Raw genomic sequence first — 15,767 nt, forward strand, 5'->3', positions numbered from 1 at the left:
AATACTATTGAGATTATTCGACAATGACTAAAAATATTCATGATCAGCGCATTCTAATTTTGGACTTTGGTTCCCAGTACACGCAGCTTGTTGCGCGTCGTATCCGTGAAATCGGTGTTTACTGTGAGCTATGGAGCTGGGATGTTGAAGAGTCTGACATTCGTGAATTTAACCCAGATGGCATTATCTTATCTGGTGGTCCGGAAAGCGTAACAGAAGCGAACTCGCCACGTGCTCCACAGTACGTATTTGATTCAGGGGTTCCTGTATTCGGTATCTGCTACGGCATGCAAACCATGGCTGAGCAACTTGGCGGTAAAGTAGCAACATCTACTGAGCGTGAGTTCGGCTACGCAGCAGTAAAAGTAATGGGCGAATCTGCATTGTTTGCTGATCTAGAAGCATCTCAAGATGTGTGGATGAGCCACGGTGACAAGGTGGTAGAAATCCCAGCTGACTTCGTTAAAACAGGTGAAACAGACACTTGTCCATACGCAGCGATGGCTAATGAAGAGAAGAAATACTACGGCGTTCAATTCCACCCAGAAGTAACGCACACTAAGAATGGCATGAAAATGCTAGAAAACTTCGTTCTTAATGTATGTGGTTGTGAAGGCCTTTGGACTTCAGCTTCAATCATTGAAGATGCAGTGGCACGTATTAAAGAACAAGTAGGTGACGACGAGGTTATCCTTGGTCTATCTGGTGGTGTTGATTCATCAGTAGTGGCGATGCTTGCTCACCGTGCAATCGGCGACAAACTAACGTGTGTATTCGTAGATAACGGCCTACTTCGCCTGAACGAAGCTGAGCAAGTTATGGATATGTTCGGGAATAAATTCGGCTTAAACATCATCCACGTTAACGCTGAAGATCGTTTCCTAGAAGCACTAAAAGGTGAAAATGATCCTGAAGCGAAACGTAAGATCATCGGTCACGTATTCGTAGATATCTTCGATGAAGAGTCTAAGAAACTGAAGAATGCTAAATGGCTAGCGCAGGGTACTATCTACCCAGACGTAATCGAGTCTGCGGCTTCTAAGACAGGTAAAGCGCACGTAATTAAATCTCACCATAACGTGGGTGGTCTTCCAGATGATATGGAAATGGGCCTTGTTGAACCACTACGTGAGCTATTTAAAGATGAAGTGCGTAAGATCGGCCTAGAGCTAGGTCTTCCATACAACATGCTTTACCGCCACCCATTCCCAGGTCCTGGTCTAGGTGTCCGTGTTCTTGGTGAGATCAAGAAAGAATACTGCGACTTGCTACGTCGCGCTGATGCTATCTTCATCGAAGAGCTTCACGCTGCTGATCTTTACCACAAAGTGTCTCAAGCGTTCACGGTATTCCTACCAGTACGCTCTGTTGGTGTAATGGGCGATGGCCGTAAGTACGATTGGGTTGTGTCGCTACGTGCTGTAGAAACTATCGACTTCATGACTGCTCACTGGGCGCACCTACCATACGACTTCCTAGGTAAGGTTTCTAACCGTATTATTAACGAAGTTGATGGCATTTCTCGTGTTGTTTACGATATTTCAGGTAAGCCACCTGCAACTATCGAATGGGAATAATAGCCCCATAACCGACTCTCAAAAGGCTCCGTAATGGGGCCTTTTTTATATGCATTAACTTTTTTATAACCCAGTTATTCTTGTTGATATATAAGTAACTTACTTTACTTATTCCTGTCCTTGTTTTATGTTCATAAATTTGATGAAAGTTAATCAAAACTGATAAAGATTGTTCTTATTTTGTTTTTTATTTGTTTTGATTTATTTATTTCTTACAAAATATAGTTCCAGTCATTTAAAATTGGTTGGTTATTTATGCTTTTTGTAATTAATTTATCTACAATTGATTCCGCTCTATAAAGAGCGAGTAGGGCAACCTCATAATCACTACTATGCCCATTTCAACAACATCATTTGTGGAGCTTCCATGAGTAATCAAGCTATAGATAAAGCACCAAAACCGTCGCAAAGCGGTATGGATCGCTTTTTGAATTTTATTGAAAGAGCAGGAAACAAAATCCCAGATCCTGCACTGTTATTTTTCTGGGGTTTATTAATTGTATGGGGCTTATCCGCTCTACTTTCCCAAGTAAGTTTTGACTTGGTACATCCAGTAACGCAACAAGAAGTTGTTGTAAAAAATCTATTAACGGGTGATGCACTAGCCAGCTTTTTAGCCAATATGGTGACCACTTTTACAGGCTTTGCACCGTTAGGGATTGTGTTAGTTGCTATGCTAGGTGTGGGTGTTGCCGATTCATCTGGCTTCATTCAAACTGGTTTAAAGAAGATGCTAAACTTCACACCAGCGAAGCTTCTAACGCCAATGCTGATTTTGGTTGCTATTGTGTCTCACACAGCAGCTGATGCGGGCTACGTCTTAGTTATTCCATTAGGTGGTATCATTTTCCATGCGGCTGGCCGTCATCCTCTGGCGGGTATTGCGGCGGCATTTGCGGGTGTATCTGGTGGTTTCTCGGCAAACTTTATCCCTTCTGGTATTGATCCACTATTGGCCGGTTTTACTCAAACGGCAGCACAAGTACTTGATCCTGAATATATTGTAAACCCGCTTTCTAACTTAATGTTCACGGGCTTATCGTCTATTTTGGTGGTGTGTATTGGCTGGTATGTAACTGAGCGTATCATTGAACCTCGCCTAAAAAGTACGCCTGTCGATGAAGATGCTGAAACGGCACCAGATTTAGGCTCTTTTACTGAAATTGAAAGCCGTGCGTTCAAATGGGCTGGTTGGGCAATGATGGCGGGTATTGCGCTGCTTGTTTTTGCAATTTACCCTGAAGATTCACCACTTCGTTCTCCGGAAGGTGAAATTACTGCATTTACAGCACCACTCATGAAGTCTATCGTGCCGTTGATTTTCATCTTGTTTATCATTCCTGGTATCGTATATGGCCGTGTTTCTGGCACATTTAAGTCTAGTAATGATGTGATTAAAGCGATGTCAGACACCATGGGAACCATGGGTGCTTACATGGTGATGTCGTTCTTCTGTGCGCAGTTCTTAGTGGCATTCAGCCAATCTAACATTGGTACCTTGTTAGCCTTGTATGGCGCAGACTTCCTGAAAGCGATGAACTTGCCAGGTCAAATGACCATTGTTGGAATGATTCTACTGACAGCATCGGTCAACTTATTGATCGGTTCTGCATCAGCGAAATGGGCATTGATTGGTCCGATCTTAGTTCCAATGCTAATGGGAGTGGGCATTTCTCCTGAGCTGTCTCAAGCGGCTTACCGTGTGGGGGATTCAGTATCAAACATCATCTCTCCGCTAATGGTGTTCTTCCCATTAGTGGTGGTGTACTGCCAACGTTATGTGAAAACCACGGGTATTGGTACGCTAGCCTCTCTCATGATGCCATTCTCCATCGCAATGCTGATTGGTTGGACTATTTTCCTACTGGCTTACTGGGCTTTAGGTATCCCATTGGGTATTCAGGCTCCGTACACTTATACAATGTAGTAATTAAATAAGCACATAGTTTGTCTAATAAGCCTCGCACTGCGGGGCTTTTTTATACTGTTGTGGAATAGGTCAACCTGTTGGTTATAGTAACGAATAACTTCATCGAATGTATTTATTAGTAAAACCTATAACCATTTGTCGTGAGAATTATTTTTCATTTGTTGATTTGCTTTGTAAATATAAGCAATTAATTGCATCTTTTATATTTTGGTGTTATATGCTTATTTTTAACTATTTGTTAGTTATTAGTTCGATTTTGATAATTTAATGTTTTGTTTATATTCTGTTTAGTTATCGAATGATGGTCTTATATCCTGTTTGTATTGGGTGTTTTACATTTTACTCGTTACATCTGATTTGTTAGTTTTTCGCGCCTTATAAAAACTCTGCTTAATCGATGTAGTAAGGAAATGCGATTATGAGCGAAACTATTGCTTCTAGCCCCAAGCAAAAAGGTGTTATCGCGTTCATTGAACGTGCTGGAAAAAAAATACCAGATCCAATCATCATTTTTATCTCTCTGTTTACTTTTTCGTTGGTTCTAACGGGCCTTATCGGTGGTTTGCAATTTGACACCATGGGTGCAGATGGCAATGCTGTAACATTCACGATTAAGAACATGCTGGATACCGAAAATGTACGCTGGATGTTTGATAATGCGTTACTGACAAACTGGTTGTCATTTGGCCATGGTGTATTGGGTATTATTCTTATTGTGATGCTCGGTGTAGGTATTGCTGAAAACTCAGGCTTATTGACGGCTGTGATTAAAAAAGTAGGCCTAAAAATCAGCGATCGTTGGTTGCCTTTACTTGTTGTGTTTTTGGGCATCATGAGCTCGATTGCGACCGATGCAGGTTACTTGGTGTTAGTACCATTAGCGGGTTTGTTGTATGCCGGCCTAGGTAAAAACCCGCTGATTGGCATGGCGGCGGCTTTTGCTGGTGTCTCTGCTGGTTTTAGTGCTAACTTGATCCCTGCCACGCCTGTGGATGTTGTGATTGGAGCAAATGCGCGTATTTTTGCTGAATCTCAAAATGTGCCATTTGTAAATGGAGCAGGTGAACCACTTAACCCTGCGACTATGCACTACTTCTTTATTTTTGTGTCTACTTTCCTTTTAGCAGGTTTAGGTGCATGGGTAACCAAACGCTTTGTGGCACCGCGTTTAGAGAAAATGTCTTATCAATTACCAGAAGACATGAACCTTGATGACTTCCAAGTGAAACCTGAAGAGCAACGTGGTTTGCGTGCAGCAGGTGTTGGTTTGATTGTTGCTTTGTTGGCGGTATATGGCTTAGCCACAGGCCCATTAGCGACGTATACTAACGAGGCTGGCCGTGAAGTATCACCGTATCTTGATAACGTGATTTTGCTGATTGCGATGGTGTTTGCCATTGTGGGTATTTGCTACGGTGTGGCGGTTGGTAAGTTCAAATCACTGCAAGATATTGTTAAGGCCATGGTGACCCAAATGAATACCATGGGCTATATCTTAGTACTGACGTTCTTCTGTTATAACTTCCTTGCTTTACTGAGCTTCTCTGGATTAGGCACGTACATTACTTACCTTGGTGCGTCGTCGTTAGAGTCTTTAGGATTACAAAAATTCCCTGCGGCATTGATCATTGGTTTTGTGATCACAACCGCTCTGATTAATATTTTTGTGGGTGGCTTAACGTCGAAGTGGATGCTGCTTGGCCCTATTTTTGTGCCAATGTTGTACCAAGTGAACCCGAACATGACACCGGATTTAGTGGCAGCGGCGTATCGTGTGGCAGACTCTTCGACTAATATCATTACACCGATGATGAGTTATGCTGGTGTAATTTTAGCCTTCATGCGTAAGTACAAACCTGAGCTGACGTTTGGTGACGTGATTGCGATGATGGTACCGTACTCTCTAGCGTTCTTAACGGTTTGGACAACCGTACTGATTGCGTTCTTTACATTTAATATCCCACTGGGCTTTTAAGAACAAATACGCTTTGAATTGATAATCTAAGTAATACAAAAAAGCCCAGCATGAATGTTGGGCTTTTTATTAAGAGATTACATGTATTATTAAGCATTGCTCGTAAAGTGTTGAGCATGGAATCGCAAGTGATCGTCAATAAAGCTCGCAATGAAGAAGTAGCTGTGATCATAGCCAGGCTGCATTCTGAGCTCTAAATCGGTACCGCTTTGTTTGGCCGCTTCAATGAGGGCTTCTGGTTTGAGCTGCTCTGTTAAAAAATTATCCGCATCACCTTGATCAACCAAGATCGGTAGCGAAGTGTTTTTGGCTTTTAGCAGCTCTGAAGCATCGTACTCTTTCCATACTTCCACGTTATTTCCTAAATAATTACCCAGAGCTTTTTTCCCCCAAGGGCAATGAATCGGGTTGGCGATTGGGCTAAATGCCGACACAGAACTAAATCGTTCCTCATTTTTTAGAGCGATCGTTAGTGCGCCATGTCCACCCATGCTGTGGCCTGCAATGGCACGCTCTTCGGAGATAGGGAAGTGTGCTTCGATAAGGCTTGGCAGCTCTTTTACCACGTAATCGTACATGTGATAATGGCGGTTCCATGGGGCCTGTGTTGCATTGACATAAAAGCCTGCCCCTAGACCAAAATCGTAACTGCCTTCTGGATCATTTGGCACACCTTCACCGCGTGGGCTAGTGTCTGGCGCAACGATAGCCATGCCAAGTTCTGCCGCCATACGGAAAGCTCCTGCTTTTTGCATGAAGTTTTCATCAGTACAAGTGAGCCCAGATAACCAGTAAAGCACGGGCACCTTATGGTTAGCACTAGCTTGTGGTGGTAGGAACACCGCAAAACGCATGTCGCAGTTTAAGGTTGATGAACGATGGGTATATTGTTTGTGCCAGCCCCCAAAACTGCGGGTACTGCTGATGTTTTCTAATGTCATGCCTGGTCTTCTTTCTCAAAATAAATGCTAAAAAACAACGCAGCGTAAAGGCTGCGTTGTTGATTAAGTTAGGTTGGATTTACTTATCAAAGTGAATCACAGAGCGGATGCTTTTGCCTTCGTGCATAAGATCGAACGACTCATTAATGTCTTCAAGGCCCATGGTGTGAGTAATGAAGTCATCTAGGGCAAATTCACCTGCCATGTAACGTTCTACGATTTCTGGAAGCTCAGAGCGACCTTTAACACCACCGAAAGCAGAACCACGCCATACACGGCCAGTAACTAGCTGGAATGGGCGAGTGGAGATCTCTTGGCCTGCACCGGCAACACCAATGATGACAGATTCGCCCCAGCCTTTATGACAGCACTCAAGTGCAGATCGCATGACGTTTACGTTACCGATACACTCAAATGAGTAATCCACACCGCCATCGGTCATTTCGACAATCACGTCTTGGATTGGTTTGTCGTAATCATTTGGGTTGATGCAGTCAGTTGCACCTAGCTTTTTCGCTAATTCGTATTTACTTTCATTAATATCAACACCAATGATTCGGCTTGCGCCCGCCATTTGTGCACCGATGATTGCCGAGAGGCCAATACCACCTAGACCAAATATCGCTACCGTATCGCCTTTTTCTACTTTAGCGGTGTTCAGTACTGCGCCCATACCCGTCGTAACACCACAGCCTAATAGACAAACTTCTTCTAATGGCGCTTCTTTGTTTACTTTGGCCAGAGAGATCTCGGGTAGCACCGTGTATTCAGAGAAAGTTGAACAACCCATGTAGTGATAGATCGGTTGGCCATCTTTGTAAAAGCGGGTGGTACCGTCTGGCATTAATCCTTTACCTTGGGTTTCACGAACCGCTTGGCATAGGTTTGTTTTACCTGATGTACAGAATTTACATTCACCGCACTCTGCTGTGTAAAGAGGAATAACGTGATCACCCACTTCAACACTGGTTACCCCTTCACCCACCTGTTCAACAATACCGCCACCTTCATGGCCTAAAATAGAAGGGAAGATACCTTCAGGATCATCACCAGATAGAGTGAATGCATCGGTGTGACATACGCCCGTTGCGACAATGCGAACCAAAACTTCACCAGCTCGCGGTAGCATGACATCTACTTCTTCAACAGAAAGCGGTTGGTTTGGGCCCCAGGCAATAGCAGCTTTAGATTTGATAAATTGGTCAGTCATGGTTTTTCCTATTCTAGTCGATGAGATGAAGGAAAGGTTTCATTCATCACTGAGGTTTATTACGTAACACAATACATTTCACTCTAGTTGAAGATGCTGTGTTTGTCTGATGGAACCCATTATATTTACCCTTTAAACAATGATAATCCCTAGGTTTTGTAAATTATTTTTACGTATATGTAATAATAGTGGCATGAATATCATGAGATGAAGTAAGAATGGCAAATTGGGAAGGCGTATCAGAATTTGTAGCGGTGGCCGAAACGGAAAGCTTTACCAGTGCGGCTAATAAGCTGAATACATCCGTAGCTCAGGTTAGCCGTAAGGTCTCAGCATTAGAAAATCGATTGGCGACGAAGTTGTTGAATCGAACCACACGGCGTGTGTCGGTCACCGAAGCAGGGCAGTTGTATTATCAGCATTGTCGGCAAGTAATTGACGGTTTAGAGCAAGCAGAACGTGTGATCACAAACATGCAAAGTGTGCCTCAAGGTAAGTTAAAAGTGACGGCACCTGTTACGTATGGAGAGCAGCGTATTGCTCCTCTGCTTAATCAGTTCATGACTTTATACCCTCAGTTAGAGTTGCAGTTAGTACTGACGAACCAAAAGTTGGATTTGATTGAACAAGGGGTTGATTTAGCTATTCGTCTTGGGCGTTTGGATGATTCCAGTATGATGGCAAAAAGGTTAGCGTCACGGCAATTGTATGTGTGTGCTGCTCCCAGTTACTTGAAAGATCATGGGGAGCCTCATACGCTTTCTGAGCTTAGTCAGCACAATTGTTTATTAGGTTCGATGGATTACTGGCGTTTTAGAGAAGTGGGCAAAGAGCGTAATGTTCGGGTTCAAGGTAATATTCGTTGTAACAGTGGTTCGGCATTAACCGACGCGGCGTTAAAAGGGCTGGGTATTGTACAGCTGCCAGATTATTACGTGGAAGAGCATATTGAGTCTGGAGAGCTGGTGGAGCTGCTACCTCTTTATCGTGAGGAGCAAGAAGGGATCTGGGCGCTGTACCCTCATAACCGTCACCTTTCCACTAAGGTACGATCGTTAGTAGATTTTTTGCGGGAGCAATTCGAGAGTCAATGATGGCGAAGGTTTTAGAGCACTTTTTCTGCAAAAGAAAATGTAGGTATAATCTGGCCCGTTTTTAGCGCACTGAGTTTGCCGCGATAGACCCAGTTGGCTGATGTATCAACCATAACGTAACAGGATTCACCGTGATAGATAAATGTACCGATCCCTCATCTGAGGAGAATATTCAACCTGACTCTTTTACGGAGCAAGATCGCCAGTTCATGCAAAGAGCGATGGAGCTAGCTGCGATAGCAGAATCGGAAGGGGAAGTACCTGTTGGTGCTGTGGTGGTTTATCAGGGAGAAATTGTTGGTGAAGGCTGGAATCGACTTATTGGTCAGCACGATGCAACAGCTCATGCCGAGATGATGGCATTACGTCAGGCTGGAAAAAAATTAGAAAATTACCGGTTACTTGATACGACACTGTACGTGACGTTAGAACCTTGTCCAATGTGTGCTGGTGCTATGGTACACAGTCGAGTAGGAAAAGTAATTTTTGGTGCGTGTGATTTAAAAACGGGCGCAGCGGGCAGCGTCATGAATTTACTGAGTTATAATACGGTGAATCATCATGTGATGAGTGACTCTGGCTTGTTAGAAGAGGAATGCCGAGCGCAACTACAGGCCTTTTTTAAGCGCCGCCGTGCCGAGAAAAAGCAAGAGAAACTAGAAAGACGTCGTTTATTAGCTTTGCAGGAAAATAAAGAGTCGGAGTAACTTTAAATCAAGAAGTCTTGATTATCGGTAGTTAGGAAAGGATTATGGCAAACAAAGACACTTTCATTGTTTGCCGTTGTGTTTTTAGCTTATGACGTTACTGGTCAGCCAAGGCGGTTAATACATAAGTTCGTTGACGCCACAGTACTTTTTTGTGGTTATTCGACAACATACGTTTACGTCGAGTTGAAGCTGCCATCTTTTTCTTAAATTGTGTGAGTACTTTTTTCTTCTTAGAGAACATAGTACATATCCCCCACTTATTTTATAGCTGATTAATTTGATCATCCATTGATCTCTGGTCGAGTATCTCGTTGATCTCTGTTTTAGTTATACGTTTCGATTGTTACCGCAATGTGACGTCATTGGAATGATGTAGATCGCGTTTCATAAACAATACGATGATCTATCTATAACAGTTAGTGTGAAGTGTGGCAAGCATCACACTGAGGCTATGTTCCTCAATTATTAGACTTAACATTATTAAGCTGAATAACAATTGAGGACATAGGTCGATGAAGAGAAAAAACTAATTTTTAGCGACGGAGTTGAGCTTCTTTGTGTCTGCAGACGTGGTTGGTTCTGCTCCAGAAAGGGAGGCCTCAGGCAGAGTTACCTCAATCGTTTTAATATCGTCGACATTGAGATCAGTGTCGTTTCGCTCTTGCGCCAGCTGAGCACTTTCGTGGCCAATGATGCTTTGATAATAACGGCGAATATTTTCCACGTATTTTTGGGCTTCGTCACCACGGGCATAACCATAACGGGTGTCTTTGTAATATTTACGTTTGCGCAGTAATGGCAGGCGTTCTTTTACATCTGCCCATGAATTTGCGTCTCCACCTTGGCGTAAAGTGAGGCGTCTGGCGTCCATCATATGGCCAAAGCCAATATTGTAGGAGGCAAGAGCAAACCAGATTTTTTCATGTTTGCTGATAGAATCAGGAACCCGCTTTAAAGTTCGACGTAAGTATTCGGCACCACCGCGGATACTTTGTTCGGGATCGAGTCGATTCTTTACGCCCACAGATTTTGCTGTTGGTAGCGTTAACATCATCAATCCACGAACCCCTGTTGGAGAGACGGCTTTCGGGTTCCAATGGGATTCTTGATAGGACAGGGCGGCCAGTAAACGCCAGTCAAATTCATCGGCATACTTTTTAAATAAGGATTCCCAACGAGGCAGCTTTTTATCCAGTGCTCGGATGAATGCTCGGGTATCCACATAATCAAAGCTGTCGACATGACCAAAGTACTTTTCTTCTAACTTAGCTAACTTTCCTGATTGCTTGATCTTGCCAAAAAATTCGATGATCAAACCGTACAGGCTGTCATCAGTAGTACGAGCGGTGAACCACGCGATCGGTTGATCTTCTGTTAATTCAAAGGCCACAGCTAGATCAGGGTGGATACGCTGAGTCAGTGAAATATCCACAGAGTCAGCGATAGTGTAAGAAAGTTCCCCATTGGCTACCTGCCTTAATAGCTCATCATCATCAAACTTCGTATTGGCTGTCCACTCTAATTCAGGGAATTGTTTCTTGAGTTCGTAGAGATGAGCTTCATGGCTAGAGCCCGCAACAACCGTTACGTTTTGCTCTTGTTCCAGTAGATTATTGATATTGCGAGGTCGCCACTGGCCCGCTTTATAAACCACTTGCTGGCTTACATAATAATATGCAGGACCTGGTCGAAATTTCTTTAACCGTTGTGGTGTGATAGTAAGCCCTGCCGCAATTATGTCGATTTCATTACGTTGAAGGGCAGGGAACAAACCTGAAAGAGTATAAGCTGGCTTCATTTCCAGTTTTACATTGAGTTTGTCAGCAAAGCGCTGAGCTAATTCGTAGTCTAAGCCGGTAGGGCCATCGGCACCAATGTAGTAGGAAAGTTGGTTATTTAACGTGCCGACGCGTAATACACCTCGCTCTCTTATCTGATCCAACAACGACTTTGGCTCAGATTCCAGCTGGCAACCCGTTAAGGTAAAACCAAAGAAGGCAAAAACAACACACCACTTTAACCACGACATCGGACGAAAACTACTCAACATTTATGCTCATCTATCTATTTTATGCGCCCTTTATACCAAAGCCGATCCCCGCTGCAAAGCCATGAGGGGTGAAAGCTCGAAAAACCGACAATTTTTTAGAGAATGGCAGAAATTTAAAAAAAATAACGCAAACGGTTGCGTTGGGTATTACGCCACAAATTTTTTTGCCCTATAATACGCCCGCAATAGCCAAGGTGAGATTGACGTAGCTTTATGTTGTCGAGCAAGTGACCTTTATTTTGTATGAAGTTAGGCCAATATCACCTTAATCAATTGCATAAGAGACCTAAGCGCATGAGAATTTTTCGTGGCTCCCCAGCTCTATCTGAATTTCGTGTTAACAAGCTTTTAGAGCTTTGTCGAGAACTTGGCCTGCCTGTAACTGGCATTTACGCTGAATTTGCGCACTTTGCAGATCTAACTGCAGACCTAGATGATCAAGAAGTTGAGAAACTAGAAAAACTTCTTACTTACGGTCCAACAATTGAAGAGCACAAGCCAGAAGGTCTTCTTCTGCTTGCTACTCCTCGTCCAGGCACTATCTCGCCTTGGTCTTCAAAATCGACTGACATTGCTAATAACTGTGGTCTAGATAAAGTGGTTCGTCTAGAGCGTGGTACGGCTTATTACATTGAAACTTCTGCTGAACTGACAGGGCTTCAATTAGTCGAGCTTAAAGCGATTCTTCACGATCGCATGATGGAAGTGATCTTCACTGATTTTGAATCAGCAACAGCACTATTCCAAGTTGCTGAGCCTGCACCTGTTGCAGACGTTGACCTACTCAATGGAGGTCGTGCTGCGCTTGAAAACGCAAACGTTACCCTAGGTCTTGCTCTTGCAGATGACGAAATTGAATACCTATACGACAGCTTTGTAAACAAGCTAGATCGTAACCCAACGGACATCGAGCTAATGATGTTTGCACAGGCGAACTCAGAGCACTGTCGTCACAAGATCTTCAATGCAGACTGGACTATCGACGGCGTTAAGCAAGAGAAGTCTCTGTTTAAGATGATCAAAAACACTTTCGAAACCACACCAGAAAACGTGCTGTCTGCTTACAAAGATAACGCAGCAGTAATGGTGGGTTCTGATGTAGGTCGTTTCTTCCCGAACCCTGAAACTCGCCAGTACGGTTACAACCAAGAAAAAGCGCACATCCTAATGAAGGTGGAAACGCACAACCACCCAACGGCTATCTCTCCTTGGCCAGGCGCTTCGACTGGTTCTGGCGGTGAAATCCGTGACGAAGGCGCAACGGGTATCGGTGGTAAGCCAAAAGCAGGTCTTGTTGGTTTCACGACATCTAACCTACGTATTCCTGGTTTTGAACAGCCATGGGAAACAGACTTCGGTAAGCCAGGTCGCATCGTTAACGCTCTAGATATCATGCTCGAAGGCCCACTAGGTGGTGCGGCGTTCAACAACGAATTTGGTCGTCCAAACCTACTGGGTTACTTCCGTACTTACGAAGAGAAAGTAAACTCTCACGCAGGTGAAGAAGTTCGTGGTTACCACAAGCCAATCATGATTGCTGGTGGTATGGGTAACATCCGTGACGAGCACGTACAGAAGAAAGAGATTCCTGTCGGTGCAAGCCTAATCGTTCTTGGTGGTCCTGCAATGAACATCGGCCTTGGTGGGGGCGCGGCATCTTCAATGGCGTCTGGTCAATCAGCAGAAGATCTAGATTTTGCTTCAGTACAGCGTGAGAACCCAGAGATGGAGCGCCGCTGTCAGGAAGTGATCGACCGTTGTTGGCAGCTTGGCGAAGAAAACCCAATCGCATTCATCCACGATGTGGGCGCGGGCGGTATCTCTAACGCACTTCCAGAGCTTGTAGACGATGGCGAACGTGGTGGTATCTTTCAACTACGTGACGTACCAAACGACGAACCAGGCATGAGCCCACTTGAGATCTGGTGTAACGAATCTCAAGAACGTTATGTAATGGCAGTTGCGCCAGAGAACATGGAAGTATTCGATGCGATCTGTAAGCGTGAGCGCGCACCATACGCTGTAGTAGGTGTGGCAACGGAAGAGCGTGAACTGAAACTTGAAGATTCACACTTCGACAACACGCCAATCGACATGCCTATGGATGTACTTCTAGGCAAGACGCCTAAAATGCACCGTGATGCAAAAACACTTAAAGCGAACAACCCAGCAGTTAACCGTGACGGTATTGAGTTAAACGAAGCAGCAGAACGTGTTCTACGTCTACCAACGGTTGCAGAGAAAACATTCCTTATCACTATCGGTGACCGCACGGTGACAGGTCTAGTGGCGCGTGACCAAATGGTTGGCCCTTGGCAGGTGCCAGTAGCAAACTGCGCAGTAACAGCAGCAAGCTACGACACTTACCACGGTGAAGCGATGTCGATGGGTGAGCGTACGCCAGTTGCTCTACTAGACTTCGGTGCTTCGGCTCGTCTAGCGGTAGGTGAGGCAATCACAAACATCGCAGCGACAAACATCGGTGATATCAAACACATTAAACTGTCTGCTAACTGGATGTCTCCAGCAGGCCACCCAGGTGAAGATGCAGGTCTTTACGAAGCAGTGAAAGCAGTGGGTGAAGAGCTATGTCCAGCGCTTGGCCTAACTATCCCAGTTGGTAAAGACTCAATGTCGATGAAGACCAAATGGGAAGAGAATGGCGAGCAGAAAGAAGTAACCTCTCCGCTATCTCTAATCATCACTGCGTTTGCACGTGTTGAAGATGTACGTAAGACAATCACTCCACAGCTTCGCACTCCTGAAACCTTGGAGGGACTAGGCGACACATCACTCGTACTTATCGACCTAGGCAACGGTCAAAACCGTCTAGGCGCAACGGCACTAGCACAGGTTTACAAGCAGCTTGGTGATAAGCCAGCAGACGTAGACAACGCAGCGCAGCTAAAAGGTTTCTACGAGGGCGTTCAAACTCTAGTAGCGAACGACCAAGTCGTGGCTTACCACGATAAGGGTGACGGTGGTCTATTCGTTACTCTTGCTGAGATGGCATTTGCAGGTCACTGTGGTGTGAAAGCAAACATCGAAGACCTTTACTCTGAAGAGAAGGGCGAAGATGCGCTAGCAGCACTATTTAATGAAGAGCTAGGTGCAGTACTTCAGGTTAAAAATGACGACCTAGATGTTGTACTTTCAACGCTAGCGGCAAATGGTCTTGAAGCATGTTCACACGTAATTGGCTCTGTTGAGGTATCAGACGAGCTAGTGATCACTTCTGGTGACACAGTGGTTCTAGAGCGTAACCGTACAGAACTACGCACTATCTGGGCTGAGACTACGCATAAGATGCAAGGTCTACGTGATAACCCAGCATGTGCTGACCAAGAGCATGAAGCGAAGAAAGACAACTCTGACCCAGGTCTGAACGTTAAACTAAGCTTCGATGTGAACGAAGACATTGCAGCGCCTTACATCGCGGGCTCTATGGTAAATACTGGCGCCAAGCCTAAGATGGCAATTCTGCGTGAGCAGGGTGTTAACTCTCATGTTGAAATGGCAGCAGCGTTCGACCGTGCTGGCTTTGAAGCAACGGACATTCACATGAGCGACATCCTAACAGGTCAAGCGGTTCTAGAAGAGTACCAAGGCCTAGTTGCTTGTGGTGGTTTCTCTTACGGTGACGTATTGGGTGCGGGTGAAGGTTGGGCGAAATCTATCTTGTTCAACGAGCAAGCTCGTAATCAGTTCCAAGGCTTCTTCCAGCGTGAAGATACTTTCTCTCTAGGTGTGTGTAACGGCTGTCAGATGCTATCAAACCTGAAAGAGCTGATCCCAGGTGCAGACCTGTGGCCACGCTTTGTGCGTAACGAATCTGAGCGTTTTGAAGCCCGTTTTAGCCTAGTAGAAGTTCAGAAATCTGATTCTGTATTCTTCGACGGCATGGCGGGTTCTCGCATGCCAATCGCAGTGTCTCACGGTGAAGGCCGCGTAGAAGTACGTGATGCTGACCACCTAGCAGCGATTGAAGCATCAGGTACGGTTGCCGTTCGTTACGTAGATAACCACGGTAATGCGACTCAGCAATACCCGAACAACCCGAACGGTTCGCCAAACGCTATCACCGGTCTAACAACGACTGATGGCCGCGTGACTATCATGATGCCGCACCCAGAGCGTGTATTCCGCACGGTTGCAAACTCATGGCATCCAGAAAACTGGAATGAAGACAGCCCATGGATGCGCATGTTCCGTAACGCGCGCGTTAATATTGGTTAAGTGATTTGCATTCGATGGGTTTTATGCTCATCGGTAGTGAAAAG

Annotated in this window: 10 protein-coding genes; 6 read left to right on the plus strand and 4 right to left on the minus strand. The window is 44.8% G+C overall.

Going from position 1 to position 15,767, the window contains the following annotated elements:
* Positions 1-23: 23 nt before the first annotated feature.
* The 3 genes from guaA (at position 24) to MHO82_RS17260 (ending at position 5,482) form a co-directional block, all read left to right on the plus strand.
* Positions 24-1,577 (plus strand): glutamine-hydrolyzing GMP synthase, encoded by a 1,554-nt coding sequence (gene guaA, locus MHO82_RS17250; protein ID WP_239185729.1) that lies wholly within the window; start codon positions 24-26, stop codon positions 1,575-1,577.
* Between the two features lie 367 nt (positions 1,578-1,944).
* A complete protein-coding gene (locus MHO82_RS17255) occupies positions 1,945-3,504 on the plus strand; it encodes an AbgT family transporter (RefSeq protein WP_239185731.1) in 1,560 nt (519 codons plus the stop codon).
* Between the two features lie 421 nt (positions 3,505-3,925).
* Positions 3,926-5,482, plus strand: coding sequence for an AbgT family transporter (locus MHO82_RS17260; protein WP_239185733.1), 1,557 nt, complete (start codon positions 3,926-3,928; stop codon positions 5,480-5,482).
* Between the two features lie 89 nt (positions 5,483-5,571).
* On the opposite strand, the gene fghA is transcribed toward MHO82_RS17260, so the two are convergent.
* Together fghA and MHO82_RS17270 are read right to left on the minus strand one after the other, a co-directional pair.
* Positions 5,572-6,423 carry an S-formylglutathione hydrolase gene (gene fghA, locus MHO82_RS17265; protein ID WP_239185735.1) on the minus strand — a complete coding sequence of 284 codons (852 nt, stop codon included), beginning with the start codon at positions 6,421-6,423 and terminating at the stop codon, positions 5,572-5,574.
* 79 nt (positions 6,424-6,502) lie between these two features.
* A complete protein-coding gene (locus tag MHO82_RS17270) occupies positions 6,503-7,633 on the minus strand; it encodes an S-(hydroxymethyl)glutathione dehydrogenase/class III alcohol dehydrogenase (protein WP_239185737.1) in 1,131 nt (376 codons plus the stop codon).
* 218 nt (positions 7,634-7,851) lie between these two features.
* Between MHO82_RS17270 and MHO82_RS17275 the strand changes: the two genes are divergently transcribed.
* Positions 7,852-8,727: a LysR substrate-binding domain-containing protein gene (locus MHO82_RS17275; RefSeq protein WP_239185739.1), complete on the plus strand. Its 876-nt coding sequence runs from the start codon at positions 7,852-7,854 to the stop codon at positions 8,725-8,727.
* A gap of 170 nt (positions 8,728-8,897) precedes the next feature.
* Positions 8,898-9,434 (plus strand): tRNA adenosine(34) deaminase TadA, encoded by a 537-nt coding sequence (gene tadA, locus MHO82_RS17280; RefSeq protein WP_343299974.1) that lies wholly within the window; start codon positions 8,898-8,900, stop codon positions 9,432-9,434.
* A gap of 97 nt (positions 9,435-9,531) precedes the next feature.
* Here tadA and MHO82_RS17285 read toward each other — a convergent pair whose 3' ends face one another.
* On the minus strand, positions 9,532-9,678 hold the full coding sequence (locus tag MHO82_RS17285) for a hypothetical protein (RefSeq protein WP_239185794.1): 147 nt from the start codon (positions 9,676-9,678) through the stop codon (positions 9,532-9,534).
* 285 nt (positions 9,679-9,963) lie between these two features.
* Complete coding sequence (mltF, locus tag MHO82_RS17290; RefSeq protein WP_239185792.1) at positions 9,964-11,466, minus strand: membrane-bound lytic murein transglycosylase MltF; 1,503 nt, start codon at positions 11,464-11,466, stop codon at positions 9,964-9,966.
* 315 nt (positions 11,467-11,781) lie between these two features.
* Here mltF and purL point away from each other — a divergent pair, with 315 nt between their 5' ends.
* On the plus strand, positions 11,782-15,723 hold the full coding sequence (purL, locus tag MHO82_RS17295; RefSeq protein WP_239185741.1) for a phosphoribosylformylglycinamidine synthase: 3,942 nt from the start codon (positions 11,782-11,784) through the stop codon (positions 15,721-15,723).
* The last annotated feature ends 44 nt before the right edge of the window (positions 15,724-15,767 follow it).

This window comes from Vibrio sp. Of7-15 (assembly GCF_022347565.1).
Taxonomy (GTDB): Bacteria; Pseudomonadota; Gammaproteobacteria; order Enterobacterales; family Vibrionaceae; genus NORP241.